The sequence below is a fragment of the Hylemonella sp. GW821-FHT10B10 genome, assembly GCF_059415585.1.
The window spans coordinates 675,318-695,297 of sequence record NZ_JBWKNN010000002.1; the positions used below are offsets into that span (position 1 = coordinate 675,318).

Annotated in this window: 19 protein-coding genes; 10 read left to right on the forward strand and 9 right to left on the reverse strand. The window is 63.9% G+C overall.

Translation table 11 applies throughout. The features are described 5' to 3' along the window. Window positions 1-55: 55 nt before the first annotated feature. The 3 genes from lptM to AC07NT_RS13450 all read left to right on the forward strand — a co-directional run bounded on the left by lptM (window position 56) and on the right by AC07NT_RS13450 (window position 2,454). Entirely contained in the window at window positions 56-277 is a 222-nt protein-coding gene (gene lptM, locus AC07NT_RS13440; RefSeq protein WP_498598543.1) for an LPS translocon maturation chaperone LptM, read from the forward strand. Continuing rightward, window positions 274-1,548, forward strand: coding sequence for a diaminopimelate decarboxylase (gene lysA / locus AC07NT_RS13445; protein WP_498598542.1), 1,275 nt, complete (start codon window positions 274-276; stop codon window positions 1,546-1,548). The genes lptM and lysA overlap by 4 nt, the downstream gene beginning before the upstream one ends. A gap of 90 nt (window positions 1,549-1,638) precedes the next feature. Then, a complete protein-coding gene (locus AC07NT_RS13450; RefSeq protein ID WP_498598541.1) occupies window positions 1,639-2,454 on the forward strand; it encodes an oxygen-binding di-iron domain-containing protein in 816 nt (271 codons plus the stop codon). Here AC07NT_RS13450 and msrQ read toward each other — a convergent pair. From msrQ to AC07NT_RS13475, 5 genes are all read right to left on the reverse strand, one after another. Further along, a complete protein-coding gene (msrQ, locus tag AC07NT_RS13455) occupies window positions 2,395-3,051 on the reverse strand; it encodes a protein-methionine-sulfoxide reductase heme-binding subunit MsrQ (RefSeq protein ID WP_498598540.1) in 657 nt (218 codons plus the stop codon). The two genes, AC07NT_RS13450 and msrQ, sit on opposite strands and share 60 nt — an antisense overlap. A gap of 16 nt (window positions 3,052-3,067) precedes the next feature. Beyond that, on the reverse strand, window positions 3,068-4,051 hold the full coding sequence (gene msrP / locus AC07NT_RS13460) for a protein-methionine-sulfoxide reductase catalytic subunit MsrP (RefSeq protein ID WP_498598539.1): 984 nt from the start codon (window positions 4,049-4,051) through the stop codon (window positions 3,068-3,070). Window positions 4,052-4,136: 85 nt separating this feature from the next. Further along, complete coding sequence (gene ccsB / locus AC07NT_RS13465; protein WP_498598538.1) at window positions 4,137-5,459, reverse strand: c-type cytochrome biogenesis protein CcsB; 1,323 nt, start codon at window positions 5,457-5,459, stop codon at window positions 4,137-4,139. Further along, the gene (locus tag AC07NT_RS13470; RefSeq protein ID WP_498598537.1) at window positions 5,456-7,576 is read right to left on the reverse strand and encodes a cytochrome c biogenesis protein ResB; all 2,121 of its coding nucleotides are present in this window, start codon (window positions 7,574-7,576) and stop codon (window positions 5,456-5,458) included. Before AC07NT_RS13470 ends, ccsB begins: the two co-directional genes overlap by 4 nt. 176 nt (window positions 7,577-7,752) lie before the next feature. Beyond that, window positions 7,753-8,379, reverse strand: a complete 627-nt coding sequence (locus tag AC07NT_RS13475; protein ID WP_498598536.1) for a c-type cytochrome — start codon at window positions 8,377-8,379, stop codon at window positions 7,753-7,755. Window positions 8,380-8,452: 73 nt separating this feature from the next. On the opposite strand from AC07NT_RS13475, the gene yihA reads away from it, so the two are divergent. Together yihA and AC07NT_RS13485 are read left to right on the forward strand one after the other, a co-directional pair. Then, complete coding sequence (yihA, locus tag AC07NT_RS13480; protein ID WP_498598535.1) at window positions 8,453-9,184, forward strand: ribosome biogenesis GTP-binding protein YihA/YsxC; 732 nt, start codon at window positions 8,453-8,455, stop codon at window positions 9,182-9,184. After that, window positions 9,181-10,089 (forward strand): alpha/beta fold hydrolase, encoded by a 909-nt coding sequence (locus tag AC07NT_RS13485; RefSeq protein ID WP_498598534.1) that lies wholly within the window; start codon window positions 9,181-9,183, stop codon window positions 10,087-10,089. The genes yihA and AC07NT_RS13485 overlap by 4 nt, the downstream gene beginning before the upstream one ends. Before the next feature lie 4 nt (window positions 10,090-10,093). Here the strand turns inward: AC07NT_RS13485 and AC07NT_RS13490 are convergent, their stop codons facing one another. Continuing rightward, window positions 10,094-10,957, reverse strand: a complete 864-nt coding sequence (locus AC07NT_RS13490) for a lysophospholipid acyltransferase family protein (RefSeq protein WP_498598533.1) — start codon at window positions 10,955-10,957, stop codon at window positions 10,094-10,096. Then, the gene (locus tag AC07NT_RS13495; RefSeq protein WP_498598532.1) at window positions 10,957-11,787 is read right to left on the reverse strand and encodes a lysophospholipid acyltransferase family protein; all 831 of its coding nucleotides are present in this window, start codon (window positions 11,785-11,787) and stop codon (window positions 10,957-10,959) included. Before AC07NT_RS13495 ends, AC07NT_RS13490 begins: the two co-directional genes overlap by 1 nt. A gap of 173 nt (window positions 11,788-11,960) precedes the next feature. Here AC07NT_RS13495 and metK point away from each other — a divergent pair, with 173 nt between their 5' ends. Genes metK through AC07NT_RS13515 form a run of 4 tightly spaced genes read left to right on the forward strand, consistent with a single transcriptional unit; the run spans window position 11,961 to window position 16,711 of the window. Continuing rightward, entirely contained in the window at window positions 11,961-13,145 is a 1,185-nt protein-coding gene (gene metK / locus AC07NT_RS13500; protein ID WP_498598531.1) for a methionine adenosyltransferase, read from the forward strand. A 20-nt stretch (window positions 13,146-13,165) separates the two neighbouring features. Further along, entirely contained in the window at window positions 13,166-14,410 is a 1,245-nt protein-coding gene (locus AC07NT_RS13505; protein WP_498598530.1) for a glycosyltransferase family 9 protein, read from the forward strand. Then, window positions 14,407-14,901 carry a GtrA family protein gene (locus AC07NT_RS13510; protein WP_498598529.1) on the forward strand — a complete coding sequence of 165 codons (495 nt, stop codon included), beginning with the start codon at window positions 14,407-14,409 and terminating at the stop codon, window positions 14,899-14,901. The genes AC07NT_RS13505 and AC07NT_RS13510 overlap by 4 nt, the downstream gene beginning before the upstream one ends. A gap of 40 nt (window positions 14,902-14,941) precedes the next feature. Further along, the gene (locus AC07NT_RS13515; RefSeq protein ID WP_498598528.1) at window positions 14,942-16,711 is read left to right on the forward strand and encodes a glycosyltransferase family protein; all 1,770 of its coding nucleotides are present in this window, start codon (window positions 14,942-14,944) and stop codon (window positions 16,709-16,711) included. Here AC07NT_RS13515 and AC07NT_RS13520 read toward each other — a convergent pair. Both AC07NT_RS13520 and AC07NT_RS13525 read right to left on the reverse strand, forming a co-directional pair. Continuing rightward, window positions 16,702-17,343, reverse strand: coding sequence for a hypothetical protein (locus tag AC07NT_RS13520; protein WP_498598527.1), 642 nt, complete (start codon window positions 17,341-17,343; stop codon window positions 16,702-16,704). The two genes, AC07NT_RS13515 and AC07NT_RS13520, sit on opposite strands and share 10 nt — an antisense overlap. Before the next feature lie 12 nt (window positions 17,344-17,355). Beyond that, complete coding sequence (locus tag AC07NT_RS13525; protein WP_498598526.1) at window positions 17,356-18,522, reverse strand: exo-alpha-sialidase; 1,167 nt, start codon at window positions 18,520-18,522, stop codon at window positions 17,356-17,358. A 113-nt stretch (window positions 18,523-18,635) separates the two neighbouring features. On the opposite strand from AC07NT_RS13525, the gene AC07NT_RS13530 reads away from it, so the two are divergent. Then, window positions 18,636-19,980 (forward strand): hypothetical protein (locus tag AC07NT_RS13530; RefSeq protein WP_498598525.1); only part of this gene is annotated, 1,345 nt, incomplete at its 3' end.

The window sequence follows — 19,980 nt, forward strand, 5'->3', positions numbered from 1 at the left end:
CAATTCCGTGATGTTGCAAACCCCTCGGATTCTAGTCAGGGCCCTAAGCCATGCCATGCCAGCTGTCATTGCGGCAGGCGGGCTACTGGCCTTGACCGGCTGCGGTCAGACCGGCAATCTGTACCTGCCCAAGGAGCCAGCTGCGGCCAACCGCGCCACCCTGCCCCAGTCCATTTGGCCTGCCATGCCCGACAAGAAAACCGGCGGTACGTCCACCACGCCGGCCCCGGGTCAATCGCCCGCCCCGGCATCCACCAACGCTCCCGCCTCCCCATGACCACCAAGACACTCCCGGGCCAGCCCCATATCGCCTACCGTGGCGATGAACTCTTCGTCGAAAACCTGCGCCTGGCCGACCTGGCCCGCCAGTACGGCACGCCGCTGTTCGTCTATTCCAAGGCCGCCATGCTCGCGGCCCTGGGCGCCTACCAGCGCGGCTTCGCCGGTCGCAAGGCACAAGTCTGCTACGCCATGAAAGCCAATTCCTCGCTGGCCGTGCTGCAGGTGTTTGCCCGGGCCGGTTGTGGCTTTGACATCGTCTCCGGCGGCGAACTCGAACGCGTCCTGGCTGCTGGCGGTGAGCCGACCAAGGTCATTTTCTCGGGCGTGGGCAAGACGCGCGCCGAAATGCGGCGCGCACTGGAAATTGGCATCGGGTGCTTCAACGTCGAGAGCGAAGCAGAAATCGACGTGCTCAACGAAGTCGCACTCGCCAGCGGCAGGCGCGCGCCCATCAGCATCCGCGTCAATCCCAATGTCGATCCCAAGACCCATCCTTACATCTCCACGGGGCTCAAGGGCAACAAATTCGGGATTGCGCATGAACGCGCCCTGGCCATCTACCAGCGCGCGGCCACCCTGCCCGGGCTGCAGGTCGTGGGCATCGACTGCCACATCGGCTCGCAGATCACTCAGGAAGACCCCTACCTCGATGCCATGGACCGTGTACTTGATCTGGTGGCCGCCATCGAGGCAGCAGGCATCCCGCTGCATCACATCGACTTCGGTGGCGGGCTGGGCATCAACTACAACGGCGACACCCCGCCAGCGGCCGATGCCCTGTGGGCCAAGCTGCTCGCCAAGCTCGATGCCCGTGGTTACGGTCAGCGCCAGCTGATGATCGAACCCGGGCGCTCCCTGGTCGGCAACGCCGGTGTCTGTCTGACCGAGGTGCTTTACCTCAAACCTGGCGAGCAGAAGAATTTCTGTATCGTTGACGCCGCGATGAACGATCTGCCGCGCCCAGCCATGTACGAGGCCTATCACCAGATCGTGCCCTTGGCACCGCGCCCGGGTGCCAGCATCACCTGGGACATCGTCGGTCCGGTGTGCGAAAGCGGTGACTGGTTGGGACGCGATCGCGCGCTCAACGTACAAACAGGTGATCAGCTGGCCGTGCTATCGGCGGGCGCCTATTGCATGAGCATGGCCAGCAACTACAACACGCGTGGCCGCGCGGCCGAGGTCCTGGTGGATGGCGGCGAAGCCCACCTGATCCGGCGCCGTGAGAGTGCCGCTGACACTTTCCAGCACGAAAAGCTGCTCTGATCCACTCAATCCACCCCGGTTTGACTCACGTCAAATCGGGGCAGGACAGCATTCCCTATAGTCGCGCCTTGTCATTCTGAAAGGCGCCGCGTGTCGATCGAGCTTTACCGGGACTCCCACCATGTCTGCCTCATGTTCACAGACCTGGTGGAGGAAGATGGTGATACCGTCCAGTCCAACCAATTCCTGATCGTTGACCACGACCACGGCGCCATCATCGACCCCGGCGGCAACCTGGCCTTCAACGAGCTGCTGCTGACCTGCTCGCGCCACTTCAAGCCCCAGCATCTTTCCTATCTGATCGCCTCGCACGCCGATCCTGACATCATCGCCTCGCTGGATCGCTGGTTGACCTCGACGCCGGCCCAGCTCGTCATCTCGCGCATCTGGGAGCGTTTTGTGCCGCACTTCACCAAGGTCGGCAAGACACACGGGCGGGTGATTGGTGTCTCGGATGGCGGTGGCATCCTGCCGCTGGGAAAATGCGAGCTGCATCTGCTGCCAGCGCACTTCATGCACTCGGAGGGCAACTTCCATTTCTACGACCCTGTCAGCAAGATCCTGTTCACGGGCGACCTGGGTGTATCCATGACGTCGGGCCAGCAGGCGCAAAAACCCGTGACCGACTTCAGGGCGCACATCCCTCTCATGGAGGGCTTTCACCGCCGCTACATGGTGTCAAACAAGATCCTGCGACTCTGGACAGCGATGGCACGCAAGCTGGATATTTCCATGTTGGTACCGCAACACGGCGCCCCGCTGGCCGGCCCCGCCATTCCCGCTTTCTTCGATTGGATCGAAAACCTCCAATGCGGCATCGACCTCTTCGATGAGCGCATGTACCAGCTACCGCGGACCCTGATCGATCCGCGCCTGACCAACAGCCGCCCCGCGGCCCTGGCCTGAGAACGCGCGCCACAGGCGCCAGCCCAGCAACAAGCCCAGCACGCCTCCATACACCTGCACCTCTGCGAAGTTGTTCTTGCCCGCACGCATCCAGAAGAAGTGCAGGATGGCCAGCACCGCCACGGCATAGACCAGTCTGTGTAACGCCTGCCAGCGCGCAGCGCCCATGGCACGGATGGCACGGTTCCAGGAAGTAGCCGCCAAGGGCGTCAGCAACACCAGGGCCGTGAAGCCCACGAGGATGAAAGGCCGCTTGGCGATGTCCTTGGCAATATCCTGCACCTCCAAACCCATGTCGAGCCCGGCATAACAAAGCATGTGCAGGAGGGCGTAGAAAAAAACAAAGAGCCCTACCATGCGCCGCAACCGGGCCAGGGCCGACAACTTCAACTGAACACGCAGGGGCGTGACAGCCAGCACCAGGCAAAGCATGCGCAGGGTCCAATCCCCGGTAGATCGGATCAGCGCCTCGGCCGGATTGGCACCCAGCTGATCGCTCGCGGCCCCATAGACCAACCAGAGCAGAGGCAACAGGCAGGCCACGAACAGCAACGGCCTGGTAAAGCGGCCCAGCAACCAGCGGTTGAAACGCGCCAAGTCCACGTCCGGACGGTCAGTAGTACTTCTTCAAATCCATGCCGGCATACAACTGCCCTACCTGGGCCTCGTAGCCGTTGAACATCAGGGTCTTGCGCTTCTTGGCAAACAGGCCGTCTTCACCGATACGACGTTCAGTGGCCTGGCTCCAGCGCGGGTGATCAACCAGCGGGTTCACGTTGGAATAGAAGCCGTACTCCTGCGGAGCCGCCAGGTTCCAGGCCGTGGCCGGTTGCTTGTCGGTGAAACGGATCTTCACCAGGCTCTTGCCACTCTTGAAGCCATATTTCCATGGCGCCACCAGGCGCAGCGGTGCGCCATTCTGCTTCGGTAGAACTTCACCGTACATGCCGAACGCCAACAGGGTCAGGGGATGCATCGCCTCATCCATACGCAGGCCCTCGACATAAGGCCAGTTCAGCACGCGCGAACCCACATAGGGCATGGTCTTGCTGTCGGCCAGGGTCACGAATTCGACGTACTTGGCACCGGGCAGGGGTTCGACCTTCTTGATCAGCTCCGCCACCGAGTAACCCACCCACGGAATCACCATGGACCAGCCCTCGACACAACGCAGCCGGTAGACGCGCTCTTCCATGGCGGACAGCTTGAGCAGGTCTTCCAGGGCATAGTTGCCGGGCTTCTTGACCAGGCCCTCGATGGCCACGGTCCAGGGCGTGGTCTGGAGCGTGTGCGCATTGCGCGCCGGGTCGCTCTTGTCCGTGCCGAATTCGTAGAAGTTGTTGTAGCTGCTGGCGTCCTTGAGGTCGGTGACCTTCTCGATGGTGCTGGCGCCACTCACTGCCGACTTCTGGCCTGCAAGCTTGGCTCCGGCCATCTGTGCGCGCGCGTCGCGTGCTGCCCACCCCGCCAGCACGGTACCAGCGGCGCCGCCCGCCATCAGGCGCAGCAACTGGCGACGATCCTGGTAAGCGGATTGCGGCGTGATTTCGCTGGATTGCGGATGGACGAAACCATCATTACGAGTCTTGATCAGCATGTCATGCCCTCCTGTCGACATAGGTCGTGGGACGACGGTGATTCTTACAAAGTTCCCGCTTTCCCGCCGGGATAGCGGTAAACCCCTACAAGGCGCCGTAACTGTGCAGGCCACTGAGGAACATATTGACGCCGATGAAGGCAAAGGTCGTCACCCCCAGACCCGCCAGCGCCCACCAAGAAGCCACGGTGCCGCGCAGGCCCTTCATCAGGCGCATGTGCAGCCAGGCCGCGTAGTTGAGCCAGACAATCAGGGCCCAGGTCTCCTTGGGATCCCAGCTCCAGTAGCCGCCCCAGGCCTCGGCGGCCCACAGGGCACCGAGCACGGTGGCGATGGTGAAAAAGGCAAAACCCACGGCGATGGACTTGTACATCACGTCGTCCAGTACCTCGAGCGCAGGCAGGCGCTCGGCGATGCGGCGGCGCCCCAGCAGGATGCCGCCGACGATCAACGCCGCAATGATGAAATACACCAGCCAGTAGCTGCCACCTGCCGCCGAAGAACTCTGGCGGAAGGCCAGGGGCACGAAACACAGCACGATGCCGAAGATCCACAGCGGCGCCAGCTTGTACCAGCGCGTCTCCTGCGCTTGGCTCTTGATCAGGTAGGCAAAGGCCACCATGGCGGCCAGGGAGAAGGTGCCGTAGCCCACGAAGTTGGCCGGCACGTGCAGCTTCATCCACCAGCTCTTGAGCGCTGGCACCAGGGGCTGGATCTCGTGCGCCTCGCGCACGGCGGTATACCAGAGCAGAAAGCCCACGGCCGCACTGACCACCAGCATGACGAAGGCGCCCATGCTGTGTGTGCCGTACTGTTGCTCGAAGTAGAGATAGAACAGCGCCGTCAGCCAGCAGAAGAGCACAAAGACTTCGTACAGATTGCTGACGGGGATGTGCCCGATGTCCGGGCCGAGCAGATAACTCTCATACCAGCGCACCATGGTGCCGATCAGGGCCATACCCACGGCCACCCAGGTCAGGCGCGAGCCGATCAGCTCCATGGTGGCGCCCTGGGACCGGCTGAACATGCCGATCCAGTAGAACACCGTGCTCATGAAGAACAGCACGCTCATCCACAGGATGGCCGACTGGCTGGACAGGAAATACTTGAGCCAGAACACACTCTCGGCGCGCGCCAACTGCCCTTGGTAGGAAGCGATACCCAGTAGAGCGAAAGCCGCCACCACCAGCATCAACACGCGCAACGGCCGCCAGAACCAGCCCAGAGCCACGGCAGCGGGGATGGCCAGTAGCAGAATGCCCTTTTCGTACACATCCATGAAGGGGTGGTAGTTGGCATAGGCATACAGGCCGCCCGCGGCCACCAGCAAGGCGAACAGCCAGTCAAAGAGACTGCGTTTGGCAAAGTAGCCCTCGTTGAGGGTCAGGGTGGTCGTAGCGGTGTTCATGTTGACTCCTTGCTCTGCAAGAGCTTGTCGCGCAGTTGCTCGAATTCGCGGTCGGCATCCAACGTCTTGCGATTGGACGACAGGGCCATGCTGGCCTGGGCGCCCTGCCCCTGCGGCGTCAGCCAGATCCAGAGGCGACGCTCGCGCACATAGAGCATGGCGAACACACCCAGGATCAGCAGGGCGCAGCCCAGGTAGACGACTGTCTTGCCCGGCGCACGCGCCACCTGGAACACACTGGCCTGCAGTTGCGTGAAGTCGGTCAGTTGCAGGGCCATGGGAGCCGGGTAGAAATAGGCGTCGCTGAGGGCCAGCACGGCCTGCGTCATGAAGACCTGTGTCGCCTCATCAGCGGCCAGGGGCTTGAGGCCGGCGCGTTCACGCGCCACCTGCAGCAGCTCGAACAGGGTGCCGTTGAGGATACGCACCAACATCTCGCCAGCCCGCCCGCGTTCGGCATCGGGCACATTCTTTTCCATGAAGTCAGCCACGGCCTGCAGACCACCCGGCGCTTGGCTGCCCGGCACCGGCTCGGCGCCCGAGAACAGGCCCAGCGCCCGCAAGGCCGAGGCATTGAGTTGCGGCAGCAGGTCCTTGCGCGCAGGATCGACCACACGCGCGGCATACCGGCGGACGGCTTGTGCACGCAGGGCGGGATCGGCCAGGGCGGCACGCAGGCGGAAGAACTCGTCCGTCGAGCCCTGGGCATCCGCTGGTATGCGCAGGTAACGGAAAGGCTCGGACGGTGTCTCACGCATGCCCAGCAGAAAAACGGGTACCCCATCCCCCAGATCGACCGGCAACATGTAGTTGCTGAATTCGCGCGCCTGACCAGCTTCGTCGCGCAACTTGTAGCTCACGCTGGGGCCGACATTGCGCTGGGTCTTCCTGGCATCGGCCTTGTTGGCCGCACCCAGTCGCTCGTCCAGCGCGGCGCGCAGGTCCACCTTGCGAACGTCCACACCGGAAGGGCTGTTGGCTGCGAAGTTCTCGACATTGATGACGCGCAGGCCCGTGTATTCCAGCGTGAGCTTCTGGTTGCCATTGCTCAGTTGCGAGCTGCCGCCGATCACGCCCTCGATCTCGAAGGGCTTGGTCGCCGCATTCATGGGTTGGGCCTTGAGGCGCACGGTGGAGCCACCGTCGTCAAAGCTGGACTGGTATATCTCGATGCCCTTGTAGCTGGCCGGGTGGTTGACCTCGACCCGTGCTTCGTGTTTCTCGCCCGTGGCCTTGTCGTGGATCACGATCTCGCTGGCAAAGAGCTTGGGCATGCCGGTCGAGTAGTGCTCGACGATGAACTTCTTGAGCTCGATGGCAAAAGGAAGCTCCTGCAGCAGGATGCCGTCAGACTGGTTCAGGATAGCGGTACTGGATTGCGTGCCTTCGGCCACCAGCAGATTGCCACGGAAGGTCGGGTTGCGCTCGCTCAGGCGGTGCTCGGGTTTGACGTCGGCAATCATGCCGCCGCCGTTGTAGGGCGTCTTGCCGCCCCACCACATCTGGGCGCGCACCATCAGGTCCCCGTCCAGCAGGCCACCCAGGCAGACCAGCACGATGGCGCTGTGCGCCGCCAGGTAACCCAGCTTGTTAGCCGCGCCCGCCTTGGCCGCCAGCATCCAGCCGCCACCCGATGACGTCTCGCGCTGCTGCAACTTCACTTTCCAGCCCCCGGTGGCCAGCAGCCGGCCCAGGCGCTGCGCGGCGGCTTCGGGCGCATCGGGCAATGCAGCCTGCGCGCGATGATGGAAGGCCTGCAGCGATTGCTCGCGCATGTTTTCCTTGTAGGCCTTGAGGTCGGCCAGGATCTTGGGGGTGTTGCGGGCGATGCACAGCGAGGTGCTGGTGACCAGGAAAGCCAGGATCAGCAGGAACCACCAGGCGCTGTAGACCGCATAGAGATTGAGCTTGCCAAACACCTCGGCCCAAAAGGGACCGAACTGGTTGATGTAGTTGTTCAGCGGTTCGTGCTGTTTGAGCACCGTGCCGATGACCGAGGCGATGCAGATCACCGTGAGCAGCGAGATGGAGAAACGCATCGACGACAGCAACTCCACCGCCGCACGCAGAGTGCGGGAGGATGCGGGCAATTCCAGGCCCTGGGTGGAGACGGTCATGGTGATAGGGGCTCGCAAAAAAACAAAAGGCGGGTCTTCATGCAAAGACCCGCCTGGGTAGGAGTGCCTGGAAGCTGCAGGGTTCCGTCAGCGGGCGTCTTGCCGGCATTGTGAACCAAACATCACCCAACGCTTATTCGTACCGGTTGAAACCCGGCCGTGCACAGGTGTATGGCTTAACGCAGGCCGGCGATGTAATCGGCAACCGCCTTGATTTCGCGGTCGTTCATCTTGGCAGCCACCTGGGTCATGGGCAGGCTGTTCTTGCGCGCGCCATCACGGAAGGACTGCAACTGGGTCGCGGTGTAGTCGGCATGCTGGCCACTCAGGCGCGGGTACTGGGCCGGAATGCCGGCACCGTTGGGGCTGTGGCAGCCGGCGCAGGCGGCGATCTGGCGATCGGGGATGCCACCGCGGTAGATGCGCTCACCCAGGGCCACCAGGTCCTTGTCCTTGGCGAAACCCGGTTTGGCTTTCTGTGCGGCCAGCCAGCCGCCGATATTCAGCATGTCCTCGTCGCTGAGAACCGAGGCAAAACCCTTCATCACGGCGCTGTTGCGCTTGCCAGACTTGAATTCCTGCAATTGCTTGGCGAGGTACTGGGGATGCTGCTGGGCCAGCTTGGGATTGGCCGGGACGCCCGAGTTGCCGTCGGCGCCGTGGCAGGCGGCACAGACAGCGGTGAATTTGGCTTCGCCCTTGACCAGGTCAGGCTTGGCCGGCGCCGGAGCTTCCTGGGCGGCAAGTACGTAGGCTGGTGCTGCCAGCGCGGCAGCCATCATCAGGTGAGCAAGCAACTTCATGGTGGTTCGGTTGTGTGGTTGGAGCAAAACTGCCCGATTCTACAATGCAGGCCTAGGCACTCCTCCATCCATCATGTCCCCCCCCACCAAAACCATCACCCAGCCGCACCGTGGGGGCCCCCAGTCCACACCTGCCAGCCCGCAAGCCGTCCAGGCCCTGGGCTGGCTGCACACGGCCCGTTTCCTCACCACGGCCCCCGAGCTGCACTTCCTGCCCACCCTGGACGTGCCGGAAATTGCCTTTGTCGGCCGGTCCAACGCCGGCAAATCGACCTGCATCAACACGCTGACCCAGCAGAACCAGCTGGCTTTCGCCTCCAAGAAGCCCGGGCGCACGCAACACATCAACCTTTTCGCCCTGGGCAAACAGGGCGTCACCGATGCCGTGCTGACCGACCTGCCAGGCTACGGATATGCCGCCGTGCCCAAGCAGGACAAGATCCGCTGGCAGCAGGTCATGGCCAACTACCTGGTCACCCGCGAAAACCTCAAGGCCATCGTGCTGATGTGCGACCCACGCCACGGCTTGACCGAACTGGACCAGGTCCTGCTCGAGGTGATCCGTCCGCGCGTGGAGGAAGGCCTGAAATTCCTGGTCATCCTGACCAAGGCCGACAAACTCACACGCAGCGAGGGGGCCAAGGCTCTGTCCATCATGAAGCTGCAGGCCGGCGGCGGCGAGGTACGCCTGTTCTCGGCCACCAAGCGCACCGGCATCGAAGATGTGGCCTGTCTTCTGTGGGACTGGGCCCATCCCGGCGCCGATCTAGCATCTCCGCAGGACAGACCTGCGGAGATTGCATGATTCAGACTTGGCAACAAGCCCTGCCCCACGGCATCACACTGAGCTGCCGCGCCGCCGGCGTCGCGGGCCGACCGGTGCTGATCTTCCTGCACGGTTTCCCGGAAGCCGCTTTTGTCTGGGACGAACTGCTGCTTCATTTCTCCCGGCCCGAAAACGGTGGTTACCGTTGCGTGGCGCCCAATCTACGCGGCTACGAACGGTCCAGCGCACCCACCGATGTGGCCGCTTATCGCGCCAAGCATCTGGTTCAGGACATCGCAGCATTGGCTGCCATTGAAGCCGGCAAGGCGCCCTTGGCCTGCCTCATCGCGCACGATTGGGGCGGGGCCGTGGCCTGGAATTTTGCCAACCAGTTGCCGCACTTGAGCACGAAGCTGGCCATCGTCAATTCGCCGCACCCGGGCACCTTCCTGCGCGAGCTCAAAAACAACCCGAAGCAGCAGGCAGCCAGCGCCTACATGAACTTCCTGATCCGGCCCGACGCCGAAAGGCTGCTGGCCGAAGACGACTATCGCCGCCTCTGGGACTTCTTCCTGGGCATGGGCGCCGGAGCGGGCGGCTTTGGCTGGCTCACCGATGAAATGAAAGCGCGTTATCGCACCGTCTGGAACCAGGGTCTGACCGGTGGCTGCAATTACTACCGCGCCTCGCCGCTGCGCCCACCTCGCGCCGAGGACCCGGCCGCCAGCGCCATCGAACTGCCGCGCGAGATGCTCACCATTGCCCTGCCGACCCTCGTGCTCTGGGCCTTGGGGGATACCGCGCTGCCGCCCGAACTGATCGAGGGGCTGGACGACTACATCCCGCAACTCACGCTGGAGACCGTGCCGGACGCCACCCACTGGATCGTGCACGAACAGCCGCAACGTGTGATCGCCTCGCTGCAGCGCTTCCTGCAGAGCTGAGTCGTCAGTACACGCTAGGCTCGCCCGCCGGGCGGGTCTTGAAACGCTTGTGCACCCAGTAGTACTGCGAAGGCATGGTGTTGATCACGCCTTCGAGCCAACGGTTCATATAGGCCGTATCAGCCTGCACATCGGCGCTCGGATAGTCCTTCCAGGCCGGGTGCACTTCGATGTCGTAACCCTGGGGCGTCATGCGCGCTGTCACCGGGACAACCTTGGCCCGGCCCAGCCGGGCGAAGCGCGGCAACGAAGGCACGGTAGCCGCCTGCACGCCGTAGAAGGGGACGAAGATCGACTCCTCGGGCCCGAAGTTCATGTCTGATAGCAGGTACAGCAACGCCCCTTCGCGCAGGGCAGCGACGATGCCCTTGACGCCCTGATCGCGGTAAAACAGTTGCAGGTTGCCAAAGCGCCGCCGCCCGTCGTGCAACCACTGGTCCACTGCCTCGTTGCGCTGCGGCGTGTAGATGCTGACCATGGGTCGGCGGATCTGGTCGTTGATCGCCGTGCCCGCGGCATCGAGGCCGAAGAAATGCGGGGCGAAGATCACCGTTGGCGTATCGCCCTGCAGCTCCTCGACCGCGCCGATGATGCGCAGGCGCGGCCGCAGCACCTCAAGCTTGCCGTTCCAGAGCCAGGCCCGGTCGAACCAGGCCTGGGCAAAATGCACCACGCATTCGCGAGCCCAGCGCCGCCGTACGGCCAGGGGCTCCTGCGGAAAACACAGGGCCAGATTCGTCATGATCACCCGCCTGCGTGGTACCGCCAAGACATAAAGCACCCAACCCATCAACGTGCCCAGGCCCCTGATCCAGCTCAGGGGCAGGGGCGCGATCAGGCGCATGAACAGGACACCCGGGTGCTGCATCAAAGTTTCTCCTGACGCGGTTGCTTGTAGCGGGCGTAACCCCAGAGGTACTGCCGGGGGCAACTGGCGATCACCTGCTCCATGGCCTGGTTGATCACCTTTGCGGCGGCTTGCGGGTCAGGCGGCAGCTCTGTGTCCAGGGGCTGCACGTGCACGGTGTAGCCACGCCCCCAGGACAAACGTTCACCCCAGGCCAGCAACACGGCGGCGCCCGTTTGCTGCGCCAGGCGGGCCGACAGGGTCATGGTGTAGGCCTCGCGACCAAAAAATGGCGCCCAGACGCCCAGACCCTGCGGCGGCACCTGGTCTGGCAACAGACCCACCGACTGGCCCAGGCGCAATGACTTGATCAGCTGTTTCACACCCGCCAGGGTGGTGGGCGCCGCCATCAGGCCCGGCCTGGCGCGCGCCGAAGCCACCAGGGCGCGCAGACGCGGCTGGCGTGAGGGCCGGAACAAGACCGTGATGGGCTGGCGGGCGCCAAAGCGGGCCGCGTAAGCCTGCGCCGTGATCTCGAAACTGCCGAGATGTGGCGTCAGGAACACGATGCCACGGCCCTGCGCCAACGCCTGCGCGATATGCTGGTCCCCATCCCAGATGACCTTCGCAGGCCGCCCAAACCACAAACGCGGCAATTCGGCGACCAGGCAGCCGGCCTGACCGACAGCGCCACGACAATGTCGCCAATCCTGACCGGCTTGCCGCACGTTCGCAGCAAAACGCCGACGATAGGTCGGAGACAGGGCAAACACCAGCCACCCCAGGCCCCAGCCGATGCCGTGCAACAACCACAGGGGCAGCCAGGACAGGATGCGAAAAAGGACCATCATTCGGATAAAATGCGGGCGTCGCCGAGTTACGGAACTACTTGCAGGGCGACAAGCACAGGCCGCCACCCCGAAAGGGAACGATTGTGCCGTCATTCATGACTTATCTGCTAAAGCGTTCGCCGAAGCTCCCAGCCCAGGCAACGCGCCTGACAAACAATTTTGGAGTTTATTCAATGGCGAACGACTATCTCTTCACTTCCGAGTCCGTTTCCGAAGGCCATCCCGACAAGGTCTCCGACCAGGTCTCCGATGCCATCCTGGACGCGATCTTCAAGCAGGATCCGCGCAGCCGCGTGGCTGCCGAAACCCTGTGCAACACCGGCCTGGTAGTGCTGGCCGGCGAGATCACGACCAACGCACACGTGGACTACATCCAGGTGGCGCGCGACACCATCAAGCGCATCGGCTACGACAACACCGAATACGGCATCGACTACAAGGGCTGTGCCGTGCTCGTGGCCTATGACAAGCAGTCCAACGACATCGCCCAGGGTGTGGACCACGCCAGTGACGACCACCTGAACATCGGTGCCGGCGACCAGGGCCTGATGTTCGGCTATGCCTGCGACGAAACCCCCGCGCTGATGCCCGCGCCCATCCACTACGCGCACCGCCTTGTGGAGCGCCAGGCCCAGTTGCGCAAGGATGGCCGCCTGCCCTTCCTGCGCCCGGACGCCAAGAGCCAGGTCACCATGCGTTATGTGGACGGCAAGCCCCACAGCATCGACACCGTGGTGCTGTCCACCCAGCACAGCCCTGACCAGAGCGAGACCGCCACCAAGCTCAAGGCCAGCTTCTACGAAGCCGTGATCGAAGAGATCATCAAGCCCGTGCTGCCCAAGGAATGGCTCAAGGACACCAAATACCTGGTCAACCCCACCGGCCGTTTCGTCGTCGGCGGCCCGCAGGGTGATTGTGGCCTGACCGGTCGCAAGATCATCGTTGACACCTACGGCGGCGCCTGCCCGCATGGTGGTGGCGCTTTCTCGGGCAAGGACCCGTCCAAGGTGGACCGCTCCGCCGCCTATGCCACGCGTTATGTCGCCAAGAACATTGTGGCTGCCGGCCTGGCCAAGAAGTGCCAGATCCAGGTGGCTTACGCCATCGGTGTGGCCAAGCCCATGAACATCACGGTCAACACCCACGGCACCGGTGTCATCTCCGACGAGAAGATCGCCGCCCTGGTGTCCGAGCACTTCGACCTGCGTCCCAAGGGCATCATCCTGATGCTGGACCTGCTGCGCCCGATCTACGAGAAGTCGGCCGCCTACGGCCACTTCGGTCGCGAAGAGCCCGAGTTCACCTGGGAACGCACCGACAAGGCTGCCACCCTGCGTGCCGCTGCCGGGCTGAAGTAAGGCAAGAGGAAACGCACCGCATGAAACTGCAGACACAACGCTGGATCGATCGCTGGGTCGGCCAGCTTCTGTGCTCTGCGGTTTCCCTGTGGGCGCGGCTGCTGGGCACGCGCGCACCGAAGGTCGATCGCCAGCAGGCGCCGCGCCACATCCTCGTCATCCTGCTGTCCGAGATGGGCAGCATCGTGCTGGCTGGCCCCATGTTCAAGGCGCTGCGCGAGCGCTACCCGACGGCCACTGTGCATGTGCTGCAGTTGAAGAAGAACCAGCAGGTTTCGCGCATGCTGCGCCTGACGGAAGACGCCCACCTGCACGGCATCGACGACAGTTCGGGCTACACGCTGGTACGCGACATCCTGCGGGTCAGCCTGGCCATGCGCCGCCTGCCGCTGGACGTCGTGATCGACTGCGAACTGTTCTCGCGCATCAGCAGCCTGCTCTGCTACCTCACTGGCGCACCGCGTCGGGCCGGTTTCACGCCGCACACACAGGAAGGCCTGTACCGCGGCAGCTACATCAATTGCGCGATCCCCTACAACCCTTACCAGCACATCAGCAAGCAGTTCCTTTCGCTGGTCGACGCGCTGGAAGGGGAGGGCGCCCCGCGCAACAAGGCGGCGCCGATCCGCGAACTGCCGACCGAGACAGGTCTGTCGGTCCCTTTCACGCCCGAGGAACTGCAGGCCTACCGTGCCCAGGTGCTGCGTGACCACCCCGCGCTGTCCGGCCGCAAGATCGTGCTCATGTATCCCGGTGGCGGCATCCTGCCGGAGCGGGCCTGGCCGATAGAACACTACGCCCGCGTGGCCCGCGGCCTGATCGACGCCGGCCATGCGGTGGGCCTGATCGGACTCAAGGAAGACGCCGCACTGGCCGCCGAACTTCAGCAACGCGTGGGCAGCGAACTCTGCCTCGCCTTCACCGGCTACACGCGCAGCCTGCGCGAGCTGTTGATGCTCTTCCATGCCAGCCACCTGCTGCTGGCCAATGACGGCGGCCCGGGCCATTTCGCCAGCCTCACGCCCATCCGCACGATGATGTTCTTCGGCCCCGAGACGGGCAAACTCTACGGTCCGCTTCCTGGCAGCTATGGCCCCAGGGCCACGGTCTACGAATCAGGCATCGCCTGCTCACCCTGCCTCTCGGCCTACAACCACCGTCTCACTTTCTGCGATGGCGATAACCAGTGCCTCAAACGCATCGCCCCCGACCCGGTGCTGGCCGATGCCCTGTTGGCCCTGCGCCAGGAACCTGCTGCTGCATGAACAACCTTTCCCTGCGCGAACGAATCTGGCAACTGATCGACTGGCTGCACGGTTTCCGTTATGTCCGCTTCGGCATGGTCGGTGCCAGCGGTACCGTGGTCAATCTGGCCGTGCTGTACGTCGCCCATGAGTTCCTCTTCCGCTCGATCGAACCGGTCGGCAGCAAGCCCTACTTCTCGCTGGCCCTGGCCATTGCCGTGGCCACGGTCAACAACTTCACCTGGAACCGGCTGTGGACCTGGTCAGACCGCCTGCACGCCACGGCGGTCGAGGAAGGCCAGCGCCTGAGCAAGCGCAGCCTGCTGGCCCAGGTGGGCCAGTACGCCATGGCCTCCTGGTTGGGCATCCTGCTGCAGTACGCGCTCACGCTGTGGCTGACGCACATGGGCATGCACTACCTGCTGGCCAACGTCATCTCTATCGTGATCGCCAGCGTCAGCAACTTCATTGCCAACGACCGCTGGACCTTCCGCCACAAGCGCGCGCCATAATGCCGGCGACGACCCTCACCTGCAGGGTCAGGTGATGCGCATGCAAGCTTCCGGCATTTCTTCCGACAAAAATCCCACGGCATTCTGGCTGGCCCTGTTGCTGCTGGCCGCCTTCGTCTACGCCTTCGGCCTGGACGGGCAGTACGTCCCCAGCAATGGCGACGAGATGGTCTATGTGCACATTGCGCGCGAGACCGCGGCCACGGGCCAGTGGCTTCCCCTGGCCTCGGAATTGGTCGATACCCGCAACACCAAACCCCCCATGCTCTTCTGGCAGGCCATGGTGGCTGGTGACTGGGGCGAGCACTGGAGCATGGCCGCGCTACGCACACCCAGCCTGCTCTACCTGCTGCTGGTCAGCGGCGCCATCGTGTTATGCCTGCGCGCCGTCACCCAGCGCTGGCGCGAGGGACTCATGGCGGCCTGCATCTTCCTCGCCTTCCTGAGCACCTTTCGCTACGGTCGACCCTACCTCACGAGTGCGCCCGAGACCTTCTGGTTCAGCCTGCCGCTGTTTGCGCTGCTCTGGCAGCGGGCGCGCCTGCCGGCGGCTGGTCCTGGCTGGCTGGCACACCTCCTCTTCGGTCTGTGCCTGGGCCTCGGCCTGGCCTACAAATCCTTCGCTCTGATCGCCCCGGCCGGCGCGGCCTGGTGGCTGGCCCTGGTGGCCAGCGAATCGCATCTGAGCTGGCGGGCCGTCTGGCAGCACATGCTAAAGACCGGCGTCAGCGCAGCACTCGCCCTGGCGGTGTTTGGCCTCTGGTTCGTGCTCGATCCCGATCCACAGGCTGTCTGGCGCGAGTTCATCGTCGGCGAGAACGCAGCCAAGTTTTCCGACGCACGCGGCTGGTGGCAGGAGGCCTTCTCTCTCAGCGGCTCCAGCATCTGGTCGCAATTGCTGGCGTATGCAGTCAACGCCGGCCTGCTGTTCTTCGTCATCCCCGGCCTGGCCTGGCTGGGCCTCAAACGACTGCCGCATGGGCGCAAGCTGTGGCCACTGCAGCCGCATCAGGCCATCCTGCTGGCCTGGGCCCTGGTGTGGTTGCTGGTCTTCCTGTTTCCGAGCCAGCGCTCGGCACGCTACGTGATCCCGGCCATGCCGGCCGTGGCCATGCTGCTGGCCCTGCACTGGCGCGATATTGCGCGCGCCTGGTTCCTGCCCACGCTGCTGATTTCCGGTGTGGTGCTGCTCATGATCGCGCGCATTGCCTGGATCGGTCACACGTTGGGCCTTTCTTCCACACTGGAACTGGGGCTGCCCCTGCTGGTGGTGATCGCTGGTACCGTGGTCATCATGGCCGGGCTCTGGCGCCCGGCCTGGAGTCGCAACGCGGCCCTGCTGGTCAGCCTGCTGGTCTATGCCGCCTTCAATCTGAGTGTCTCACCCATGGATGGCCCTGCAGGTCGCTACGACGCGCAGACCGTGGCCTCCACGCCTCAAGGCAAGATCGCCGTGCCCAACGGTTTCAACAGCCAGTTCGAGCGCTTCCAGTTCCTGCTGCCCGGCCCGCACCATTTCCTGCCTTACGAAACCGGCGCACGCGCCATGGCACGTCGGGCCGAGGGCGTGGCGCCACCGACACCGGCTGAAGAGCTTCGGGAATTGCTGACCGCGCACGCAGCCGTGGTCTGGATCCAGTCCGAGCCGGCACAAACCGCGCCGCCCTGCCTGCCGGGTTGCCGCGTGCTGGGTGAGCGCTGGCTACTGACCAGCCGGCATCTGCCCGGCGAGGTGCGACTGGACAACCTCTGGTACCCGCAGCAATGGCTGTACCGGCGTGAATGGCTGCTGGTGCGCGATCAGCCCTGAGCGCGACGCCAACGGCGCTGCAACCAGTCCGCCTGCAACAACAGCCACAACCACGGATCTAGCAAGGCATCCCAGACATTGCCGGTGGGCAGGCGCAGCAGGACAAAAAGTGTCAGCACTGAAACGAGCAGGATCGAAGGCTGGGTCACGCCATGCCATAGCCAGGGCAGCAGGCACAACAACACCAGCACCCCGAAGGTGAGCGGCGCAAAGCCCAGGCTGTAAAGGCTCAAGGGCCAGAGCGCAAAAGCGTCCAGCAGCAACACCCATCCCAGCAGCACAGGTGCGAGCGCCCAGCGTCGCAGATCCGCCAATGGCAGGGGCGTCGGCAGTTGGGGACGGTAGTACGACAACAGGTACCAGGCCGACAGCAACACCAGCAACAGACTGGGCACACGAAACGCCAGCCCCAGCCAGTACGCAGGCGACAGAGGTCCGGGCCACAGGCACCAGAGCAGGAGCAGCGGCGGCAGGCCGCGCTGCCATGCCGACCGGCTACCGCTGCAGCGAAGACACCATAGAGAGAAGCCAGCCAGTACCAGGCCCCAGCCCAGCACGCGATAAACGCCCACCCATCCGACATGTGGCAACAAGGGCGTCTGCGTTGAGAGCAGGGTGTTCAGGACTTCCATCTTGTTGTGATCTCAGCGTGTGGTCGGCAAGGGCATGAAGCGTTGCCAGGCGATGCCGCGACGCTCTTCGGTGTAGCTGATCCACAGGCTGCCATCCACCCAGGCCATGGAGGGGTAGGAGAACTCGCTACGTCCCTCCCCCTGTGCCAACACCTCCAGTTGGGTCCAGTGCAGCGCATCGTTGGACTGGCTCAGCACCAGCTGGGCACGCGACTCGGCGCGAGGATTGTGAGCGAGAAACATCAGACCAGGTTGCAAGCTCAGCCCGGCTACCGAGGCGTCGGGATTGGGCATGTCCAGGTCGGGCAGGTCTTCCCAGTTCCGGCCGGCGTCATGGCTGATCACCGCGCGCAGTTGCCGCTGCGCCCGGTTGTCACGCAGCAAGGCCACCCATTCGGTTTCGCTGCGCGGCAAGAGCGTGGGCTGCAGCAGATCACCCCGCTGCGACATGCGCATCATGCCGCGAAACTCGCCGGCCGCATCGAAGCGCAGGGCCACAGGGTATTTGATGCCGAGTTCGAAGTAGGCCGGCAATATCATGCCGCCATCGGCCAGCGGCAAGGGCATGGCACGCACCAGATGACTCGTGTTCCAGAGCCAGGACAGGGGCAGCACACCCAGAGGATGGAAAGCCGCCTGCGGCGTGTCCTGGCGCAGGTGCAGGATGCGGCCAGCCGCCCATCCCCCAAGGCCCGTGGCCACGACAAAAAGATGCGTACGACCTTGCCCGTCGCGCCAGGCCACGGGATTGCCCAGGCGGCGCAATCCGAAGCCCAGGACAGCGGCAGCACGATGGCGGTTGACCACATAGGTGGCCGGTGTCCACTGCTGGGTCGCCCGGTCGAACTGGGAAGACGCAATCTGTACGTCGGGACCACTTTCGCGCGAGCCCGCAAACCAGTAGGCTTGCAAAGCCTCGGCATGCCCCGGCGGCATGGCCAGCAGAGTGCTGGCATGGGCGGCGGCGGCATCAGCTGGCATCGGTATGCGACCGGCGGCCTGCAGCACCAGCGGGCCGGTGGCTGCAGCTGTTCCGGAGGGCCATGCAGCCTTGGGCGCCACGGGCTCAGGCGCCCGCAACCAGCACTCCACGACCGTCAGTAGCAGGCACAGGCCCAGACCGGTCCAGCAACGCCAGGCGGTCGAACGATGCAGGCAGGAAAAAGACAGTCGGGACACGATGAAGCCTGGTGCGTGAAAGAGTGCGCGCTCGTTGCGCAAAGGCAGAGTTTAGCGAGCAGAAGTGCAGGCTATCATGACACGAGAACTTTCATTGCCGGGACCTACGTGCCATGCCGATCCGACATACGCTAATCGTGACTTTCCTGCTGGTGCTGCTCCTGCCCCAGAGCTGGGCCCAGACCCGAAACGATGCAGCGCCCGCAACAGCAGCCCCCGTGATCGATGTCAGCCAACCGCCGCCGCCGACCATCGCCGATCTGGTGCTGCTGTTGCGCAGCTACAAGCCGGACGAGCAACGTGTCAGTGAATTGCGTGTTCTGCTCGAGCAGCCCGTGCCCAGCGAGGGCTCGCCTGCCGATCTGGCACGGGCCTGGCATAAAAAGGCTTTGATCGCTGAAGAATTGCAGCAAATCGAAAAACGCACCGAATACCTGGAAAAGGCCCTGCCCTATGCACGGCAGGCTGGCCTGGAAGAGCTGGCATTGGGCGGCCTTCAGCGCCTGCGGTTTGAATACGCCACCAGCCTGTGGTACTCCAAAAGCGTCGCGGCCTCGCAGGACAGCACCCTCGAACTCGCCACCGAACTCGAAAAAAGCTCACGGCTTCCTGGACTCCTTCTCACGATCTATTTCCATGTCATCACCAATTACGTCCACTTGGGTGATCTAGACAGCGCCCGGCTGGCCTTGGCCAAAGCTGACGCGCTGTACCGCGACCTGGCCCGTCGCCCACCGCTCGCCATGCGCCTGCCACACTGGTCCAGCCTGCTCGAAACTGCGCGGGGCTTCCTGCGCGCGCGCGAGGGGAAACTCGATGATGCGGAACGCGCTTTTCTGGCCGCTATCCGTCAAGGCGAGCGAAACGCAGAGTTCAACGAAGTCAACCAGAGGCGGTTGCCCTTTGAGATTCCTATGGACCGGATCCAGATGCGTAACAACTCGACGCGTCTTTTCCTGGCCAATATGCTGATCCAGCAGCAACGCCTGAACGAGGCGGAGGTTCTGCTGCGCGAGATTCTCAAAAGTTCGCTGGCGCTCAATGGCCGCGACTCCTTCATCACCGGGCGCGCCCTGTGGACCTTGTCGCTGGTCTTCACCAATCGCGGTCGTTTTGCGGAAGCCGTCGTGCTCGCCGAATGGGCTGACCGCGCCTTGAAAGAAGCCGGCTTTTCCGAGACCAGTCCAGCCCGGCTCAACGGGCGCATCATCCTGGCCAATGCATTGACGGCCACGGGCAGAGCCGACCAGGCCGTCACCCTGTACGACGCCATACGCGCCAAGGTCAGTGACGACAGCCGACTGGAAGAAGGCTTCGGGCAGGGCTCTCTGCTATCCATCCGCGCCTACATCCTGGTGGGGCGCCTGTCCGACGCGCTGCACGACGGCGACGCCCTGGTGCGCCACAGCACCCAGCACTTCGGTGCGGGCCACTACAACACCGCCGAGGCCCGCGCCT

Excerpts from the sequence above, each read along its gene's own strand:
- lptM (WP_498598543.1), top strand. The coding sequence starts at position 56 with ATGCCAGCTGTCATTGCGGCAGGCGGGCTACTGGCCTTGACCGGCTGC.
- lysA (WP_498598542.1), top strand. The coding sequence starts at position 274 with ATGACCACCAAGACACTCCCGGGCCAGCCCCATATCGCCTACCGTGGC.
- msrP (WP_498598539.1), bottom strand. The coding sequence starts at position 4,051 with ATGCTGATCAAGACTCGTAATGATGGTTTCGTCCATCCGCAATCCAGC.
- ccsB (WP_498598538.1), bottom strand. The coding sequence starts at position 5,459 with ATGAACACCGCTACGACCACCCTGACCCTCAACGAGGGCTACTTTGCC.
- AC07NT_RS13470 (WP_498598537.1), bottom strand. The coding sequence starts at position 7,576 with ATGACCGTCTCCACCCAGGGCCTGGAATTGCCCGCATCCTCCCGCACT.
- AC07NT_RS13475 (WP_498598536.1), bottom strand. The coding sequence starts at position 8,379 with ATGAAGTTGCTTGCTCACCTGATGATGGCTGCCGCGCTGGCAGCACCA.
- yihA (WP_498598535.1), top strand. The coding sequence starts at position 8,453 with ATGTCCCCCCCCACCAAAACCATCACCCAGCCGCACCGTGGGGGCCCC.
- AC07NT_RS13485 (WP_498598534.1), top strand. The coding sequence starts at position 9,181 with ATGATTCAGACTTGGCAACAAGCCCTGCCCCACGGCATCACACTGAGC.
- AC07NT_RS13490 (WP_498598533.1), bottom strand. The coding sequence starts at position 10,957 with ATGCAGCACCCGGGTGTCCTGTTCATGCGCCTGATCGCGCCCCTGCCC.
- AC07NT_RS13495 (WP_498598532.1), bottom strand. The coding sequence starts at position 11,787 with ATGATGGTCCTTTTTCGCATCCTGTCCTGGCTGCCCCTGTGGTTGTTG.
- metK (WP_498598531.1), top strand. The coding sequence starts at position 11,961 with ATGGCGAACGACTATCTCTTCACTTCCGAGTCCGTTTCCGAAGGCCAT.
- AC07NT_RS13505 (WP_498598530.1), top strand. The coding sequence starts at position 13,166 with ATGAAACTGCAGACACAACGCTGGATCGATCGCTGGGTCGGCCAGCTT.
- AC07NT_RS13510 (WP_498598529.1), top strand. The coding sequence starts at position 14,407 with ATGAACAACCTTTCCCTGCGCGAACGAATCTGGCAACTGATCGACTGG.
- AC07NT_RS13515 (WP_498598528.1), top strand. The coding sequence starts at position 14,942 with ATGCAAGCTTCCGGCATTTCTTCCGACAAAAATCCCACGGCATTCTGG.
- AC07NT_RS13520 (WP_498598527.1), bottom strand. The coding sequence starts at position 17,343 with ATGGAAGTCCTGAACACCCTGCTCTCAACGCAGACGCCCTTGTTGCCA.